General features: G+C 64.1%; 12 protein-coding genes. 10 read left to right on the top strand and 2 right to left on the bottom strand.

All coding sequences use genetic code 11. The features are described 5' to 3' along the window. Positions 1 to 3 precede the first annotated feature (3 nt). From F7R20_RS07180 to tagQ, 9 genes are all read left to right on the top strand, one after another. Complete coding sequence (locus tag F7R20_RS07180; RefSeq protein WP_003206915.1) at positions 4 to 1,320, top strand: DotU family type VI secretion system protein; 1,317 nt, start codon at positions 4 to 6, stop codon at positions 1,318 to 1,320. Continuing rightward, positions 1,317 to 4,817 (top strand): type VI secretion system membrane subunit TssM, encoded by a 3,501-nt coding sequence (gene tssM, locus F7R20_RS07185; RefSeq protein WP_003206913.1) that lies wholly within the window; start codon positions 1,317 to 1,319, stop codon positions 4,815 to 4,817. The genes F7R20_RS07180 and tssM overlap by 4 nt, the downstream gene beginning before the upstream one ends. Next, positions 4,814 to 5,467 carry a type VI secretion system-associated protein TagF gene (tagF, locus tag F7R20_RS07190; protein ID WP_003206910.1) on the top strand — a complete coding sequence of 218 codons (654 nt, stop codon included), beginning with the start codon at positions 4,814 to 4,816 and terminating at the stop codon, positions 5,465 to 5,467. The genes tssM and tagF overlap by 4 nt, the downstream gene beginning before the upstream one ends. Then, the gene (locus tag F7R20_RS07195; RefSeq protein WP_003206909.1) at positions 5,468 to 6,199 is read left to right on the top strand and encodes a PP2C family protein-serine/threonine phosphatase; all 732 of its coding nucleotides are present in this window, start codon (positions 5,468 to 5,470) and stop codon (positions 6,197 to 6,199) included. It abuts the gene before it with no gap. Beyond that, positions 6,196 to 9,294, top strand: coding sequence for a serine/threonine-protein kinase (locus tag F7R20_RS07200; protein WP_033028160.1), 3,099 nt, complete (start codon positions 6,196 to 6,198; stop codon positions 9,292 to 9,294). Before F7R20_RS07195 ends, F7R20_RS07200 begins: the two co-directional genes overlap by 4 nt. Next, positions 9,294 to 10,010 (top strand): ABC transporter ATP-binding protein, encoded by a 717-nt coding sequence (locus F7R20_RS07205; protein WP_003206906.1) that lies wholly within the window; start codon positions 9,294 to 9,296, stop codon positions 10,008 to 10,010. The genes F7R20_RS07200 and F7R20_RS07205 overlap by 1 nt, the downstream gene beginning before the upstream one ends. Further along, positions 10,010 to 11,206, top strand: a complete 1,197-nt coding sequence (locus tag F7R20_RS07210; protein ID WP_003206905.1) for an ABC transporter permease — start codon at positions 10,010 to 10,012, stop codon at positions 11,204 to 11,206. The genes F7R20_RS07205 and F7R20_RS07210 overlap by 1 nt, the downstream gene beginning before the upstream one ends. Beyond that, complete coding sequence (locus F7R20_RS07215; RefSeq protein ID WP_003206903.1) at positions 11,199 to 12,926, top strand: formylglycine-generating enzyme family protein; 1,728 nt, start codon at positions 11,199 to 11,201, stop codon at positions 12,924 to 12,926. Before F7R20_RS07210 ends, F7R20_RS07215 begins: the two co-directional genes overlap by 8 nt. 85 nt (positions 12,927 to 13,011) lie before the next feature. After that, positions 13,012 to 13,950: a type VI secretion system-associated lipoprotein TagQ gene (tagQ, locus tag F7R20_RS07220; RefSeq protein WP_003206902.1), complete on the top strand. Its 939-nt coding sequence runs from the start codon at positions 13,012 to 13,014 to the stop codon at positions 13,948 to 13,950. A gap of 587 nt (positions 13,951 to 14,537) precedes the next feature. Here tagQ and F7R20_RS07225 read toward each other — a convergent pair. Beyond that, complete coding sequence (locus F7R20_RS07225; RefSeq protein WP_003206899.1) at positions 14,538 to 14,921, bottom strand: DUF6124 family protein; 384 nt, start codon at positions 14,919 to 14,921, stop codon at positions 14,538 to 14,540. A gap of 535 nt (positions 14,922 to 15,456) precedes the next feature. Here F7R20_RS07225 and F7R20_RS07230 point away from each other — a divergent pair. Further along, positions 15,457 to 15,837, top strand: coding sequence for a hypothetical protein (locus F7R20_RS07230; protein WP_003206897.1), 381 nt, complete (start codon positions 15,457 to 15,459; stop codon positions 15,835 to 15,837). Between the two features lie 152 nt (positions 15,838 to 15,989). Here F7R20_RS07230 and F7R20_RS07235 read toward each other — a convergent pair whose 3' ends face one another. After that, positions 15,990 to 17,390 carry an aminoacyl-tRNA deacylase and HDOD domain-containing protein gene (locus F7R20_RS07235; RefSeq protein WP_003206896.1) on the bottom strand — a complete coding sequence of 467 codons (1,401 nt, stop codon included), beginning with the start codon at positions 17,388 to 17,390 and terminating at the stop codon, positions 15,990 to 15,992. Between the last annotated feature and the right edge of the window lie 71 nt (positions 17,391 to 17,461).

The raw sequence follows: 17,461 nt of genomic DNA on the forward strand, positions 1-17,461 counted from the left end.
GCGATGAGTAACGACGATCGTACCCAGTTCATGCCGACGCCCGGTGGCCGTGGTGGAGATCCCTTCCGCCCGGACGCTGGCCGGCCACAGCCGACGCCTGCGCCTGCGCCTGCACCGCTGTCGATGCCGGCCGCGCCGGTGCTGACCGGCAAGGCCGAGGGGCTCAACCCGCTGGAAAGCGCCGCCGGCCCGCTGCTGGCGCTGCTGACGCGCCTGCGCAACACCATTGCCCACCCGGCGCCGGCCAGTCTGCGCGCACAACTGCTGGCCTACCTGCGCCAGTTCGAAGAGCGTGCCGAGGCCGCCGGTGTGGTACGCAACGATGTGTTGCTGGCCCGCTACGCCTTGTGTACCGCGCTGGACGAAGCGGTGTTGAGCACGCCGTGGGGCGGCACCAGCGATTGGGGCAAGCAGAGCCTGTTGATCACCGTGCACAACGAAGCCTGGGGCGGCGAGAAGGTGTTCCAGTTGCTGGAGCATTGCCTGCAAAGCCCGCGCGAGCGCCTGTATCTGCTGGAGCTTTTGTATCTGTGCATGTGCCTGGGTTTCGAAGGGCGCTATCGGGTGATGAACGACGGTCGCAGCCAACTGGAAGCGTTGCGTGAGCGCACCGCCGCCGTCATCCGCAGCGCCCGTGGCGACTACGAGCGCGAGCTGTCGCCGCACTGGCGCGGTGTCACTGTGGCCCGTGATCGACTGGCGCAATTCATGCCGCCATGGATCGCCGTGGCCATCGGTGCGGCGCTGTTGCTGGCGCTGCTGTTCGGCCTGCGCATGAAGCTGGCCTCCGATGCCGAGCCGGTGTTCAAGAACATTCATTTCCTCGGTGAAATCCCGGTGCAGACCATCGACCGCCCTGTGGTGCAACCGAAGGTGATCGAGCGCCCACGCCTGGCCGGTTTCCTCGCCGATGAAATCCGCGCCAACCGCATTGCCGTGGAAGACGCCGTCGACCGCTCGGTGGTGACCATCCGCGGCGATGAGCTGTTCGCCTCGGGCAGCGCCAGCATCAAGGACGATTTCCAGCCGCTGATGCTGCGCATCGCCGATGCGGTGCGCAAGGTCAAGGGCCAGGTCCTGGTCACCGGGCACAGCGACAATCGGCCGATCGCCACCCTCCGGTTCCCGTCCAACTGGGCGTTGTCCGAAGCGCGGGCGCAATCGGTGCTGCAAATTCTCTCGGCCAAGACTGGCCAGCCCGAGCGCTTCAGCGCCGAAGGCCGCAGCGACACCGAGCCGTTGGCATCCAACGCCACCACAGAGGGGCGTGCGCGCAACCGTCGGGTTGAAATCACAGTATTGGCGGAGGGGGTCGAGTGAAGGCGTTTTTCAGTTTTATGACCCGCTGGGTCATCCCATTGCTGGGGCTGATCGCCCTGAGCCTGATCATCTGGTTCGTTGGCCCGCTGCTCGATTGGCTGGTGCCCGAAGGCCGCCGCTGGGCCTTGATCATCCTGGTGTTCGCGGTATGGATCGCCTACCGGGTGCTGCGCATCATCCAGGCGCGCCGTCAGGCCGCCGAAGTGATGCGCAGCCTGGCCGCGCAAACCCCACCGGACCCGACCAGCATCGCCACCGCCGAAGAGCTCGAAACCCTGCGCCAGCGCATGGACGAAGCCTTGGCCCTGCTCAAGAAAGCCAAGCTGGGCGGTGACGAGCGCCGCAACCTCTACGAGCTGCCGTGGTACGTGATCATCGGCCCGCCGGGTTCGGGCAAGACCACCGCGCTGGTCAACTCCGGGCTGCATTTCCCACTGGCCGCGCAACTGGGCGCCGGTGCGGTACGCGGTGTCGGCGGCACGCGCAATTGCGATTGGTGGTTCACCGACCAGGCGGTCCTGCTCGACACCGCCGGCCGCTACACCACCCAGGACAGCGACGCGACCATCGACAAGGCCGCCTGGCTGGGCTTCCTGGGTCTGTTGAAAAAACAACGGGCCCGGCGCCCGATTGATGGCGCGTTCATCGCCATCAGCCTGTCCGACCTGCTGCTGGGCAGCGACGCCGAGCGCGCCGCCCATGCCGCCGCAATCCGGCTGCGGATCCAGGAGCTGTACACCCAACTGGGTGTGCGCTTCCCGATCTACCTGATGCTGACCAAGCTCGACCTCGTGCCGGGGTTCATGGAGTATTTCGATACCCTGAGCAAGGAAGAGCGCGCCCAGGTCTGGGGCATGACCTTCGCCCTGGACGATGGCAAGAGCAGCGATAGCCCGCTGGCGCACCTGCAAAGCGAATTCACCGGCCTTGAGCAGCGGCTCAACTACCGCTTGGTGGAACGCCTGCAACAAGAGCGCGACCCGGCGCGGCGCGATCTGATCTACGGTTTCCCGCAGCAGTTCGGCGCCTTGAAAGATTGCCTGCAAAGCTTCCTCGAAGGCGTGTTCAAACCCAACGCCTTCGAAGAGCGCGTGTTGCTGCGTGGCGTGTATTTCACCAGTGGCACCCAGGAAGGCAGCCCGATCGACCGCCTGATCGGCTCCATGGCCCAGAGCATGAACCTGGATCGTCAGCACCTGGCGCGCCAGACCGGCACCGGGCGCAGTTATTTCATCGAAAAACTCTTCACCGCCGTGGCCTTCGCCGAGCGCGGGCTGGTGGGCGTCGATCCGAAAGTCGAGCGGCGGCGCAAGTGGATCGCCCGCGGCGTATTGGCCTCCACCGTGGTGCTGGTGTTGGTGGTCAGCACGTTGTGGTGGGTCAGCTATCGCGCCAACCAGGCCTACATTGCCCAGGTCGACCAGAAGGTCGCGCCGTTGGGGCAAACCGTGCAGAACCTCAGCCCGGCGCAACGCGACGTCCTCGCCGTGTTGCCGTTGCTCAACGCCGTGAAACACCTGGCTGACGACGCACCGAGCTGGGCCGAAGGCCTGGGCTTGTACCAGGGCGACATGCTCGAAGCCGAGTCCGGCAGCGTCTACCGCAAGCTGCTGATCGCGGTGTTCGCGCCACGTCTGCTGACGCGGATCGAAGAGCAGCTGCACAGCGGCGGCAATTCGGATTTCCTCTACGAAGGCTTGAAGGCCTACCTGATGCTCGCCGACACCGAGCATTACGATGCCGACTTCATCAAGGCCTGGATCGCCCTGGATTGGGACCGCAGCCTGCCGCGGGATTTGCCGGCCGAGCAGCGCCAGGCCCTGACCGCGCATTTGCAGGCGCTGTTCGAGCGGCGTCCGCCCCTCGCGCGCCTCGATCCTCGCCTGGTCGAAGACCTGCGCCGCCAGTTGCAGCAATTGCCGGTGGCCCAGCGGGTCTATGACCGGATCAAGCGCCAGAAGCTGCCCGAAGGCATCCCGGACTTCCGTATCAACGAAGCCGCCGGGCGTGACGCGGCGCTGGTGTTCAGCCGCAAGAGCGGCAAGCCATTGGGCGAGCCGCTGAGCGGGTTCTTCACCGTCAAGGGTTACCGCCAGGGCTTCTTGCTCACCAGCCTGAGCCAGACCGGCACCCTGGCCGAAGAGCAATGGGTGCTTGGCCACGAAGAGGCCGATCAGCAGAACGTCGCCAGCCTGGCTGCCGATGTGCGTCGCCTGTACTTCCAGGACTACCTGCGCCAATGGGACGCCTTGCTGGCCGACATCGACTTTGTGCCGATCACCAGCGTGGCCCAGGCCGCCGATGTGCTGCGGGTGATTTCCGGCCCGACCTCACCGTTGAAAAAACTGCTGGTGGCGGTGGCGAAGGAAACCGACCTGCAACAGGATGAACGCCTGCTGGCTGCCCAAGGTGCGCCGGTAGAAGGCGGTGTGGACAAGCTCAAGGAACGCCTGGGCAGCTTGCTCGGCCAGGAGCAGGCGACGCAAAACGCACCGGCGCAAAGCGATGATCCGATCACCGCGCACTTCGCCGAGCTCAACAGCATCGTCAGCAAAAGCGAAGGCGAGCCGGCGGCCATCGACGGTTTGCTGGCCGACATGAACGCTTTGTACGTGCAGGTCAGCGCCATGGTCGGTGCCAGCGGCGACGCCTTGCTCGGCGAAGCCAAGAACCAGGCCACGGCCGCCGCTACACGCGTCAGCCTTAATGCCGAACGCCAGCCGCCGCTGGTGCAGGGCCTGGTCAAGTCGGTGGTCAACTCCACCACCAACAGCATGATGGGCGGGGTGCGCAACCAACTGAACGCCGCTTGGACCAGCGAAGTGGTGAACATCTATCGCCAGTCCCTGGCCGGGCGCTATCCGATGTCGCCAGGCAGTGCGCGGGACGCGACCCTGGATGACTTCGGCCAGTTCTTCGGCGTCGGCGGGGTGATGGACAACTACTTCCGCAAGTACCTGCAACCCTACGTCGACACCTCGACCCCGACCTGGCGCTGGCAGCCGGGCGCGGCGCAGAAGCTCGGCATCGCCCCTGGCGTGCTGCAGACCTTCCAGCGCGCGGCGACCATCCGCGATGCGTTCTTCCGTTCCGGTGGCACGCAGCCGATGGTGCGTTTCGAACTCAAGCCGGTGGCGATGGACTCGACCATCACCCAGTTCCTGCTCGACCTCGACGGCCAGCAACTGAGCTACGACCACGGCCCAAGCCGGCCGACCGCCATGCAGTGGCCGAACCCGGGCAGCATCGGCGTGGTGCGGATCTCGATCATGCCGCCGTCGTCCAGCGGTCGCTCCGGCATCACCCTGGATGGGCCGTGGGCCTGGTTCCGGCTGCTGGAACAATCGGATCTGACCGCCGGCAACTCGCCGGATCGCTTCAACCTGCGGCTGCGGGTCGATGGTGCCAGCGCCTCTTATGAGCTGCGGGCCAACAGCGCCTTCAACCCATTCAAGAGCCGGGTGCTCAGCGGCTTCAGCCTGCCGGAGCGGCTATGAGTACACCGGGCTTCTATGGAAAGTTGGCCAGCCGCGGCGATTTCGTCAGCCGTGGCTTGCCTCAGAGTTTTATCGGCCCGTGGGATTCGTGGTTGGCGGCGGGTTTGCTCGCCAGCCAGACCAGCCTCGGCGAGCGCTGGCTGGACGCCTATCTGGTCAGCCCGCTGTGGCGCTTCATGGTCGCACCGGGTGTGTGTGGCCCGGACGCCGCGGTCGGCGTGGTGATGCCGAGCATTGACCGGGTCGGCCGTTATTTCCCGCTGACTGTCGCGATGCTGCTGGAGCCCGACGCGGACCCGGCGTCGGTGGTGGGCGGTGCGGACGAGTGGTTTGAGCGGGTCGAGAACCTGTTGCTGAGCACGTTGAGTGTCGAGGCCAGTTTCGAGGCGTTCAACGAACAGCTGGAGACCCTGGGCAGCCCGATGTACCTGCCGCGCACGCCGAGCAGCCGCTTTGCCAGCCTGCATCGCTTCGATGCCACTGACCCGCAACGGCGCATGAGCGCCCTCGCCGAGGCAGCCTGCGAAGGCGCGAGCCTGTGGTGGGGCCAGGGATCGGAGCGCATTGCCCCGGGGTTGATGCGCTGCCAGGGACTGCCGGCGGCGGCTGATTTTGCGCAATTTTTGCTCGGCCAAGAAGGTGTTGTGTAGATGCGTCCAAGTGCCGGAAAAGCAATCAAGTCTGCAAGCAAGAGCCATGTCGGGATGGTCCGCCAGGTCAACGAAGACGCCTGCCTGGACCTGCCGGAAAACGGCCTCTGGGTCGTGGCCGACGGCATGGGCGGGCACGCGGCGGGCGACTACGTCAGCAGCCTGATCGTCGACAGCCTGCGCGGCATTGCCGTGGGTCGTTCGCTGGACGAATACGTCGCGGCGCTGCAAAGCGACCTGTTGCGGGTCAACGCCGCCGTGCGGGAAGAAACCGCCAACCGTGGCGTGACGATGATGGGCAGCACTGTGGTGGTGTTGGCCGCCCGCGACCTGCGCGGCATGTGCCTGTGGGCCGGTGACAGCCGTTTGTATCGCCTGCGCGACGGCGTGCTCGAAGGCATCTCCCGCGACCATAGCTACGTCCAGGATCTGCAGGACAGCGGCCTGCTCAGCGAAGCCGAGGCGCGGGTGCATCCACGCGCCAACATTGTCACCCGGGCGATTGGCGTCGAGGCGCAACTGAACCTGGCGCTGACCGAGCTGCTGCTGGTGCCCGGCGACAGTTACCTGTTGTGCAGCGACGGGCTGACCAAGACCGTCGAGGACGATGAAATCCGCGAGGTATTGAGCCACGACGAGCCCGGCGAAATCGCCAGCAGCCTGGTGTCCCTGGGCCTGATGCGCGGCGCGCCGGACAACATCACCGTGGTGGTTGTGAAGGTGCCGTCATGAGCTTGACCTTGAACATTGTCATCCCCGGTTACGACATCGAAGGGCCGATCGGCGAAGGCGCGATGGCCAGCGTGTACCTGGCGACCCAGCGTTCGCTGGAACGCAAGGTGGCGTTGAAAGTCATGGCCGCCGCACTGGCGGCCGACCCGACCTTCTGCGAGCGTTTTTTGCGCGAAGGCAAGACGCTGGCGCGCCTGTCGCACCCGCACACCGTCACCATCCATGACATCGGCAACGTCGGTGAGCTGTATTACATGGCGATGGAGTACCTGCCCAACGGCACGCTCAAGGAACGCATCGCCGCGGGCCTGACGCCGGAGCAGGGCCTGACCTACATCCGCCAGATCGCCTCGGCCCTGGGTTATGCCCACGGGCTGGGCCTGGTCCACCGTGACGTCAAGCCGGCCAACATCCTGTTCCGCGCCGATGGCACGGCGGTGCTCTCGGACTTCGGCATCGCCAAGTCCCTGGACGACCGCACCCAGTTCACCCAGGCCGGCTTTGCCGTCGGCACGCCCAGCTACATGAGCCCGGAACAGGCCCGTGGCCAAGACATCGACGGCCGCGCCGACCTGTATGCCCTGGGCGTGGTGCTCTACGAAATCCTTGTTGGCAAACTGCCGTATACCGGCAACGACGCACTGTCCACGGCCCTGGCACACCTGACCGAACCGTTGCCGGAACTGCCGGTGCACCATGGCCGTTACCAGGACGTGTTGCGCAAGCTGCTGGCGAAGGATCCGGCGGAGCGTTTCCCGGATGCGGCGGCGTTGCTGCGGGCGTTGGATAACCTGCCAGACGAGTCGGCGGAAGCGACGCTGATCCGACCGTTGTCGTTGCAACTGCCGGAGACGCCGAAACCGGTGGATGACCTGGCGGGTTTGACGCCCATGTCCATCGACATTCCCAGCGGCCCGGCTTATTCACCACAGCCGCCACAATCGCAGCCCAAGCCCGTTGCGCCGCCGATAAAACCGCCGGTTCAATCCTCGGTGTCGGAGCAACGCAAGGGGCCGGTGTTCGCCCTGGCTGCCGTTGCGGTCGCCGTGGCGCTGGCGTTGGGTGGCGCGGGTTATTGGTGGTTGTCCGGTGATGACGGCAAAGACGTGAAGACGCCAGTGGCCACGACCACCTCGGTCAAGCCACCGGAAGTGAAGCCGCCGAAGACCCCTGAAGTGCCAGCGGTCAAACCACCCGTTGCCCCTCCGGCTCAGCCACCCGTGGCGACCGAGGCCGATGGTGGCCAGCGTCCGCTGTTGATGGCCGGCAAGAAAACCCTGTTCCAGCGCGTGCTCAGCAAACCGGGGGCGAAGCTCGCCGATGCGCCGGGCGCCGCACCGGGCAAGGCGCTGCCGGCGTTTTCCGTGCTGTACGTGTATCAGCGCAAGGACGTCGACGGCGGTTCGTGGGTGCGGGTCGGCGCCGCCACTGACGGGCGCAGCGACGGCTGGTTGCCCGCCGCCCAGGTCAGCGACTGGAAGCAGAGCCTGGTGCTCAAGTTCACCGAACGTTCCGGCCGTGCGCCGGTGATGTTCCTGCGTCAGCCTGGCGACGTGGAAAAGCTCTTGGCTAACCCATCGGCCGCCAAGAACGTGTTGCTCAAGGCCCAGCAGAGCCCGCAGGACGACCAGCAAGTGCTGGCCCTGGAGCCGGCCGCCAGCGCCGTGCCGCAGAGCCAGTTCTATCTGTTGCCGATCTTCGATTCCCGCGAGAGCCTCGATGAAAACGGTCAGCCGGTGCAGTTGCTGAATGTCGCGTCGATCGATCCTGGCAATACCCCAAAGGCGTCGAGCAACACGCCGATCACCACCGCCAATGCCGACGCGTTCCGTACCGCCGTGGTGCTTGTGGTGGACACCACCGTGTCGATGCAGCCCTACATCGACCAGGTGCGCGACGTGGTCCACGAACTGCAAACCCGCATCGCCGAGCGCGGCGAGTTGGATAGTGTCAGCTTCGGCATGGTGGGTTTCCGCAGCAGCATCAAGAAGACTCCAGGCCTGGAATACGTCGCCAAGACCTTGATCACCCTGGAGCAGGGGCGCGACCCGCAACGCTTCATGGAGCTGGCGCGTCAGGTCAAGGCATCGACGGTGTCGAGCCATTCGTTCAACGAAGATGCGTTTGCCGGGGTCATGGAAGCCGTCGAAGGCATGGACTGGTCCGGTTACGGCGGGCGTTTGATCCTGTTGGTCACCGACGCCGGGGCCCTGCGCAAGAACGATCCGTTTGCCGCCACGCAAATGAACGAGGCCGAAGTGCGCCAGGCCGCACTGGGCAAGCAGATCAAGATCTACGCCTTGCACCTGCTCAGCGACGCCGGCAAGAAAACCCATGCCGGCGCTCAGAGCCAGTACCGCACCCTGACCGCCGACGCCAACCCGCAGATCGGTGACCTGTACATTCCGGTGCCGGGCGCCGACGTGCGCAAGTTCGGCGAGCGCGTCGACGAGATCGGTTCGGTGTTTGCCGACCTGGTGCATCAGGTGCGCAGCAACAAGGCGCAAAGCGTGCCGCTGTTGAGCGCCGCGCCGAGCCTGGCCGACAAGTCGGCCGCGGTCGGCTACGCGATGCACATGGACTTTTTGGGGCGTAAATCCGCCAGCCAGGCGCCGCAACTGGTCAGCGCCTGGACCGCCGACCGCGACCTGACCAACCCGGCACTGCCGGCGTTCCAGGTCTGCGTGATGCTGACCAAGCTGCAACTCAACGACCTGCAGCAGTCGCTGAAGCTGATCGTCGACGCGGCCCGCAAGACCCAGAGTTCGCCCAAGGATTTCTTCCAGGAAATCGCCAGCGCCAGTGCCTACATGAGCCGCGACCCGTCGGCCCTGCGCAAGGGCGGCAACCTGGCCGACGGCGGGATTCTCGGCGAGTACCTCGAAGGGCTGCCGTACCGCAGCAAGTCGCTGAACATGACCCAGGATCTGTGGCTGTCCTTGAGCGTGGCCGAGCAGGAAGATTTCATCGACGAGCTGGATTCGAAAATCCGCCTCTACGAAACCTTCCACAACGACCTCGCCAACTGGGTGCGCTTCGGCGATGCCGAGCCGGGTGACGCCTTGTACCGCGTTCCATTGTCGACGCTGCCGTGATGCTGACCCTGAACGCAGTGCATAAAAGCCGGGGCGCCGGCAGCCAGCGCTACAGCCTGGTGATTCCACGGCTGCATTTGCGCGGCGGTGAACAACTGGCGGTGGTCGGCCCCAGCGGCTGCGGCAAGAGCACGTTGCTGGACTTGCTGGCGCTGGTGTTGGCGCCGGATCAGGCCGGCCAGTTCGACTTCACGCCGGCCGACAAGCCGCTGGACATCGCCAAATTGTGGCGTGCGTCGCAACAGGGCACCTTGGCTGAGCTGCGCAGTCGTTACCTGGGTTATGTTCTGCAAACCGGCGGCCTGTTGGGCTTCCTGGATGTGCGCGGCAACATCGCGTTGTCGCGAAAATTGCTGGGCTTGAAGGATGACGCAAGCGTGACGCGCCTGGCTGGGCAGTTGGACATTGCCGATCAACTGGACAAGAAACCGGCGGATTTGTCCGTCGGCCAACGTCAGCGGGTCAGCTGTGCCCGGGCGTTGGCCCATGGGCCGCGCCTGCTGCTGGCCGATGAACCGACCGCCGCCCTCGACCCGCTGAACGCCGAGCGCGTCATGCAGTTGCTGGTGGCCCAGGCGCGCGAGCACGGCGTCTGCTGTGTGGTCGCGACCCACGATGAAGCGCTGGCCCGCGCCAGCGGTTTGCAGGTGCGGCGCATCAGTTGCCGTCGCGATGTCGACGGCGGTGTCACCGCCACCCTCGGGGAGGCTTGCTGATGCGCGGCGCGCTGGTGGCTTCCCTGGCCTGGCAGGATTACCGCAACGATGCCTGGCTATCGGCCTGCTCGGTGTTGGCTTTGGTGGCCGTGGTGGCGCCGTTGCTGGTGCTGTTCGGCCTGAAGTTCGGCTTGGTCAGCAGCCTCACCGAACGCTTGCAGAACGACCCGGCCACCCGGGAAATCATCCCCTTGGGCGGCGGTCGCTTCAGTGCCGAGTTCGTCGAACAATTGAGCCAGCGCAGCGACGTGGCCTTTGCTTTGCCGCGCACCCGGCAGATCGCCGCTACGGCGGATTTGAGCGGCGATGCGTCGGTCGTCACGGTCGAGATGATTCCCACCGCGGCCAGCGATCCCTTGTTCGATCATTTGCCGGTGCCGCAAGGCCTGGATCAAGTGGTGCTCAGCCAGACCGCCGCTGAAAAGCTCGGCGCCAAGGCCGGCGATTGGTTGCAGGCCAGTTTCGGCCGGCAGGTGGCCGGTCGCAGCGAGGCGCAGCGCACCCGCGTGCAGGTGCTGCACGTGCTGCCATTGGAAGCCTTCGCCCGCGACGGCTTGTTTGCGCCGCTGGCGTTGCTGGAGGCGGCGGAGGATTACCGTGACGGCCGTGCCGTGCCCGCGTTCGGCTGGCCGGGGGATGTCGCGGGCGTAGCCGGGCAACGGGTCTACCCGGCGTTTCGTTTGTATGCCCGCAGCCTCGGCGATGTCGAGCCGCTGCGGCAGTATTTCGCCGGGCAAAACCTGTTGGTATCGACCCAGGCCCAGACCATCGCACAAGTGCAATCGCTGAGCCGCAATCTGTCGATCGTGTTCTGGATCATCGCCGGGTTGGCCTTGGCCGGCGCGTTCGCGGCGATCTTTGCCGGTGCCCTGGCGGCGGTCGAGCGTAAGCGCCGGGAGCTGTCGGTGTTGCGCCTGCTGGGGGTTTCCACCGCGGCGCTGTTGCTGTTCGTGGTGTTGCAGGCGCTCTACAGCGCCACCTTTGCGGCCCTGTTGAGTGCCGGCCTGTATGGCCTCGCGCAGTCGGGCCTGAATTATTTATTTGCGCAGATGCCCGGTGAATACGCCAGTCATCTGTTGGTGCGTCACTACACCTTGGCCCTGGTGGCCGTGCTCGGCGTCAGTGCCGTCGCGGCGGCTTGTGGTGGCTGGCGGGTGGCGCGCATCCAGGCGTGTGAAGGAATTCGCGATGTATAAGTTATTGGGCGCCGCCGTGGCGCTGAGCCTCGCCGGTTTGGTCTGGGCAGATGAAGGCACGGACAAGCTGGACAACCCCAAGCCGTTGCCCGACGACGTCAGCCTGCCGCTGCCGTGCGAAGGCCAGATGGTGTTTCGCTACGTCTACATCCTCGCCCAGGGCACCCTGGACGACCGCGAGATCAGCCTCGGTTACCCGTTCAGCGAAGACGAGGCGGGCTATCAGCAGTCGTTCATTTCCGGCTACCGGCGCGACTTCATCAACGGTCAGTTCACACTCAAGGACCTGCCCAAGGACTGGAACAAGACCATCACGCCGTTGATGCCCAAGACCGACGCCAAGACGCCGCTCAAACCGATGCTGTACTTCATCGGCAAGTATGAGGTCACGGCCCGGCAATACGCCCAGGTCATGGCCCAGGCGCAGTCACTGGCCAGCGGCGAAGCGGCGCCGGCCTGCGAAACCTTGCAAGCCGATTTGCCCCAAGGCGTGGCCGGGCGTTTGCCCAAGGTGAAACTGTCGAAGTTCGAGGCTGAGCGCTTCTCGGCGGTGTACAGCGCCTGGCTGATGAAATACCACAAGGATCTTCTGCCGGTGAGCGGTCGCGGTACTTCCGCCGAAGACGGCGGGCTGGGTTTTGTGCGCTTGCCGACGGAAGTCGAGTGGGAATTCGCCGCTCGTGGTGGGCAAGCCGTGAGCCGTCAGGACCTGGAAGGGCGCCTGTTCCCAAGGCGCCTGGAAGGCAGTGAAAGCGACGGGCCGTTGGCCGATTGGGCGGTGTTCAACCAGGTCGCTGGTGGTACCGGCCAGGCGGCGCGGCTGATGCCCATCGGCACCAAACTGCCGAACCCGATTGGCCTGTTCGACGTGGTCGGCAACGCCGCCGAGATGGTCCAGGAATCCTTCCAGTTGGTGCACGCCGGTCGCCGTCAGGGCGCCTATGGCGGCTTCGTGGTCAAGGGCGGCAACTACCTGGAAGGCGAGGGCACGCTGTTCACCGGCATGCGCCGCGAATACCCGTTGTTCGCCGCCGACGGCACCGAGCAAAGCAACGAAACCACCGGTTTTCGCGTGGCCGTCGGTGCGTTGTCGGCGCCGCGTTCGCGCTACAAGGAATTGTTTGCCCAATGGCAGAAAGAAGGGCGGCTGGCGTCGCTGACTGATGCCATCGACGATGCCGACGATCCGACCAAGCGCCTGGACAGCATCATCGCCGCCAGCGTCGACCCGCGTCTGCAAGCCGAATTGGGGCTGGTCAACGAAGAGCTCAAGCGCAACGTCTCGCTCATCGCCCAGCAGCGCGAGGAAGCGGCGGGCAACCTGATTCAGTCGTCGGCCTTGGTGGCCGAGACCGTCAACAACTACAACATTCGCCTGACCAATCTGCAGAACAGCCGGCAAGCCGCCCTGGATGCCAAGGACGAGGCCAGCGCCACGCTGTTCGCCACGGCCATCGACAACGGCCGCAGCGCGCTGGATGGCGCGGTGGCGATTTATATCGACAACCTGGCCACCGGCACGCGTTACACCGATGCCGTGATCCAGGCGCAGTTTCAGCGCATCAAGGAAGAATTGGAGCGCAAACCGGTACTGGGCAAGAGCCTGGTGGCGCGTGCAACGTTATTCGTTCGTCATGTCGGGGATTATCGTCAGCAAAAACGAGCCGACCCGGCGGCGATATTGAAGGAATTGCTCGCATCGAACGCTCAGCGGTCTTGAGTGTTCGTTGTCAGCGAGCTTGGAAGGGACTCAGGCGGCGATAGCGCCGCGCTGAGCTGGTCAACACTTAAACGAGAACACAACTATGCTTTTCTCCCGTAAACCATTTGCTTCGGTTTCCAAGCGTCACTTGCTGATGGTCGCTGTCGGCTTCAGCACTGTACTGACCGGCTGCGCCACGTCGCCGACTTCCAAAGTCGCCTCGAGCACCAAGGTCGAGTACTACCCGAACTGCTACGAGCCGGTGCAGCACTTGCGCTCCACCGAAGGCAACATGACCAAGTCCGTGGTCACCGGCGCTGCCGTCGGCGCGGTTGGTGGTGCACTGCTGGGTGCCCTGACCGCGGATAAGGAAGACCGTGGCCGCAACGCCGCCATCGGTGCCGCGGGCGGCGCCCTGGCCGGTGGTGCAGCTGGTTACTACACCGAGCGCCAGAAGCAGATCGCCGATGACAACCAGCGCATCGCGTCCTACGCCGCCGACGTCAACAAAAGCGTCTCCGACATCGACCGCAGCACCGCCTACGCCAAGACTTCGCAGCAGTGCTACCAGAACGCGTTCAGCAAACTGGTTGCCGACCGCAAGGCCAAGACCGTCAACGACACTGAAGGCCGCAAGCGCCTGGCAGAAATCGTCGCCGGCCTGAAAGAGTCGAACGACCTGATTGTCGCGGTCAACGGCAAGGCTTCCGAAGACCTGAACAACTACACCCAGGCTTACGAGAAAGACCTGCAGCAAGTGGGTGTGCAGCGTACTGACGTGGTGACCGTGGCTACCGCCGATACCACGCCGGTCGTGGCGCAGACCAGCACCAAGACCAAGAAGAAAGTGACGCCGGCGAAGAAGAAAGAACTGCCAGTCGTGCCGAAAGAAGCGGTGACCACCGAGAAAACCCTGCAGACCGCCAAGGCCAAGCAGGATGAAAGCAAGCAGGTCGCTAGCGCCGGTACCACTCAGGTCAACAGCATGTGCAAAAACCCGGACCTGGGCGACTGGGCACCGGTTCCTTGCCCGAATGTTTGATTGAGTGATGGCGGCTGCTCGCTGATCAGCAGCTAAAACCTGTGGGAGCGAGCTTGCTCGCGATGGCGTCGGTTCAGTTGGCATTAATGTCGACTGACCCGCCGCCATCGCGAGCAAGCTCGCTCCCACTGTTGTTTTTGGGGGCATATCCGTTGTTGCGGTAACGGCGGCTTAGGGTTCCGCCCTTACGGCGGGTCACTTTCGAAAAGCCCGGAAGCCGGCCCAGTCGAAAGTAACCAAAGCGCTTTATGCCCCACCACTTGGTGCCTCGCTTAGGCTCGGCATGCCTGAACGAAGGTATTGCTCCGTGGGCCCGCCGCGAAGGGCCATCCATGGCCCAGCGCGGCTATCCCGGCATCCATGCCGGGATGCCCACTGCGCAATGCCTGCGTTCGGCCATCGTGGTTAACGGGGTGCCGAGATCAACGTCCACCGCGAGGCGGCCTAACAGCCGACCTGGCTCTCCGGCCTTACCCCGCTCCCACAGTTGTTTTGAGTTGACTGTGGTATCCGCGACAACCCAACTCCCCCCTGTGGGAGCGAGCTTGCTCGCGATGGCGTCGGCCCAGTCTGCATCAATACGAACGCTACCCCTTGGCCCCAGGCGTCGCCATCTCCTTGGTTTCCAGATGATCCAACGCCCGCTCGACCAACAACTGTACCCCATCGGCCATGCGACTGATCGCCAGGGCGACACAGCGGCGAGAGTCATCCACGTCGTCAGCCAGGTCGGCGGCGATGGTGCTGATGGAGAGCAGGTCTTCGGAGGCGTTGGCCAGCAGGGTTTCGGTGTCGATGTGGGGGGACACGATGAAGAGTTGGTTTTTGTCGGGTTCGGGCGGTGAGTCGGGCTTGGGGTTGAGGTAGTAGTCGAGGGCGCGGGTGGCGGCGTCATCTAGCTTTTTTTCTTCCTGCGCTTGGACGCGGGATTTGTGGCCGCTTTGCGGCGGATTTGGAGTGACCTTGAACATAAATGCATTACCCGATATGTAATTGAATGAAGGCTGCCACCTTTCGTTGCACCGAAAGAGGTGGCAGCTACGCGCGGGTGTGCAAGACCGGGCATATCGGACCCCGGCAGACCTCGAGAGTCTCCCGCGCGCAGCCGCCATAAACACACCAATACGGGCATGAGCCGTTTGGTGTAGCAGTTGCGCGCCGATATGTACCGGACTTGCACGTCCGTGTCACCGTTTTTTGCGATGACGAACAGAGGTTAGCGGCGCTCGTAAGCGCTGCCTAGTTCATGAACAGCCCGGCGTTTTGAAGGAAATGTCCGAGGAACAGGAGGGCAAAAAGATCAAAAGATCGCAGCCTTCGGCAGCTCCTACGGAAATCGATGTAGGAGCTGCCGAAGGCTGCGATCTTTTGATTTTTGGTTTCGTGACTTGGCAGTCATCTTTCGCGAAAACCAGCTTATCTTCCGCCAAAGCGATCCGATGATGGCGTTACGCCGAAGAATCGCTAAACTGCCAGCCATTCATCTTTCATCACGAGGCTGTGCCCATGAAATTTCGTTTTCTGCTGTGGATGCTGGGGTTGTTGATGGGCAAGGCCAGTCGGACCAATCCGGCGTTCCAGCAGCAGTTGGGCGACAAGGAATTGGTGTTTCAGCTGCAAACCCTGGACGGCAAGGTCGCCCGGCATTTCACGGTGAAAAACCAGCGCATCACCAGCCAGTCCGGCACTTACCCGGAGCCTGCGTTCGCCATTGCCTTCAAGGACGCCGCCTATGGCTTCGCCACGATGCAGGCCAAGAACAAGCAACTGGCGTTCATGACGGGGATTCAGGACAAGTCGATCCAGATCAAGGGCAACCCGGCGCTGGTGATCTGGTTCCAGGGGCTGACCAAATACCTGAAGCCGAAGAAGTCTAAGAAGACTTAAATCGAGCGGACCATGTTTGATCGTTCCCACGCTCCTGCGTGGGAATGTCGCCAGGGACGCTCCGCGTTCCGCTTCTGAGATGTGACGCAGAGCGTCACGGGATGCATTCCCACGCAGAGCGTGGGAAAGATCAAATGACCGGGCGAGCCTATTCAGCCGTGGCTGAACTGCGAGGCCAGTTCGCGCAGCAGCACTTCCGCCTCGAGCACTTTGCTGACTACGTCGTTGACCTTGTCCCGAGACAGGCCTACGCGCTCGAGCAATGCATCGGGAATTTCCTCGTCCGGGCCGGAGCCGATCCCTCGCGAGCGCAGCAGGCGTACGGCCAGGCATACCAGGTTCGGGTAGGCGGCGTATTCGCCGTCGTAGTGCGGGTCGTGCTGGAAGCGCAGGGCGGTGGCCAGTTCGTCGGGCATGTCCCAGTAGCGCATCAACCAGGCGCCGATCTGCTCGCGACTGATGCCCAGCAGGTGCTGTTCCACGTAGCTGTGGCACAGGTGCGGGTTGACCTCCAGGTGCCGGCAGATCAACGAGAAGTGCGGCGGGAATACGTGGGCCAGCAGCAGATAACCGAAGTTGTGCAGCAGGCCGGACAGGTATGTCAGGCCACCTTCGGGACGCTGGGCACGCGGCATGGCGCGGGTCAGGCCTTCGATGACGGCGGCGGTGTAGATCGACTGGTGCCAGTACGGCGTGGTGTGTTGCGGGTGGTCCTTGGGCAGGCTCAGGGTCTTGCCCAAGGCCAGGCCCAGCGCCAGGTTGATCACCAGGTCGAAGCCCAGTACCCGCACGATGGCATCTTCCACCGAACGAATCTTGCCGGGTGATGCGTAGTAGGGCGATGCCGCCCAGCTCACCACTTGCGCGGCCAGGGCCGGGTCGGTTTCCACCACGCCGGTGATGTCATCGATGGTCGCGTCCGGGTCGACCCGCAGCTTGATGATTTTCTGCGCGGTCTCGGCCAACGGCGGGATCTCGATGGTTTCTTCCAGCCGTTGCTGGATACGCCGGGCGGTGAACGCCTGCACAGCCTGGGTGATTTCCGCGCGGTCGTCGTGCGGGCGGTCCAGGTTGGGGGTGATGTTGCTCACGGCTTCGCCGAACGTCGCGGCGCTGGCCTTGGTGAGCATGGTCTTGAACGCTTCGCTGGTGACTTCCAGCAACAGCCCCGGCTCACCGGAGTTGATCAGCAACTTCGGTTCGCGCAGCAGGCTTTCTTCGTACAGGCAGGGCGAGCTGGTGAGCGCCGGCAGGCCGGGCAGCAGGCTCAAGCTGTGCTTGCCGAGCATGCGCTCCAGACGTTCGGTCGGCACTGCCGTGAGTTTGCGACCAGTGAGTTCGGCCAGGCGGTTGAGGTCCAGCAGCTGGCTTTGCGGAAACAGCACCATGAGCGCGCCAACGGCATCGTGCAGCAACACCGCCTGCACTTTGCGGGCTGGGTTCAGGCCGGGGCGTTCGAGCACTTCGTCAAAGCCGATGCCCAATTTCTCGAGCAACAGCCGAATAACAGACGGAGCGTGCGGGGATTCGGGGACGAGGGCAGCTTCTGTCATGGTCTGTATCCGTTTTCCTACAAGTTGGTCAGTATAACCAGCTTGTCCGGTACGCGCGTCCGGAAAACTGA

Source organism: Pseudomonas brassicacearum subsp. brassicacearum (assembly GCF_008801605.1).
Classification (GTDB): domain Bacteria; phylum Pseudomonadota; class Gammaproteobacteria; order Pseudomonadales; family Pseudomonadaceae; genus Aquipseudomonas; species Aquipseudomonas brassicacearum.

Bases quoted from the DNA above. Each gene is read 5' to 3' on its own strand.
- F7R20_RS07180 (WP_003206915.1), top strand. From the start codon at position 4: ATGAGTAACGACGATCGTACCCAGTTCATGCCGACGCCCGGTGGCCGT.
- tagF (WP_003206910.1), top strand. From the start codon at position 4,814: ATGAGTACACCGGGCTTCTATGGAAAGTTGGCCAGCCGCGGCGATTTC.
- F7R20_RS07195 (WP_003206909.1), top strand. From the start codon at position 5,468: ATGCGTCCAAGTGCCGGAAAAGCAATCAAGTCTGCAAGCAAGAGCCAT.
- F7R20_RS07200 (WP_033028160.1), top strand. From the start codon at position 6,196: ATGAGCTTGACCTTGAACATTGTCATCCCCGGTTACGACATCGAAGGG.
- F7R20_RS07205 (WP_003206906.1), top strand. From the start codon at position 9,294: ATGCTGACCCTGAACGCAGTGCATAAAAGCCGGGGCGCCGGCAGCCAG.
- F7R20_RS07210 (WP_003206905.1), top strand. From the start codon at position 10,010: ATGCGCGGCGCGCTGGTGGCTTCCCTGGCCTGGCAGGATTACCGCAAC.
- F7R20_RS07215 (WP_003206903.1), top strand. From the start codon at position 11,199: ATGTATAAGTTATTGGGCGCCGCCGTGGCGCTGAGCCTCGCCGGTTTG.
- tagQ (WP_003206902.1), top strand. From the start codon at position 13,012: ATGCTTTTCTCCCGTAAACCATTTGCTTCGGTTTCCAAGCGTCACTTG.
- F7R20_RS07225 (WP_003206899.1), bottom strand. From the start codon at position 14,921: ATGTTCAAGGTCACTCCAAATCCGCCGCAAAGCGGCCACAAATCCCGC.
- F7R20_RS07230 (WP_003206897.1), top strand. From the start codon at position 15,457: ATGAAATTTCGTTTTCTGCTGTGGATGCTGGGGTTGTTGATGGGCAAG.
- F7R20_RS07235 (WP_003206896.1), bottom strand. From the start codon at position 17,390: ATGACAGAAGCTGCCCTCGTCCCCGAATCCCCGCACGCTCCGTCTGTT.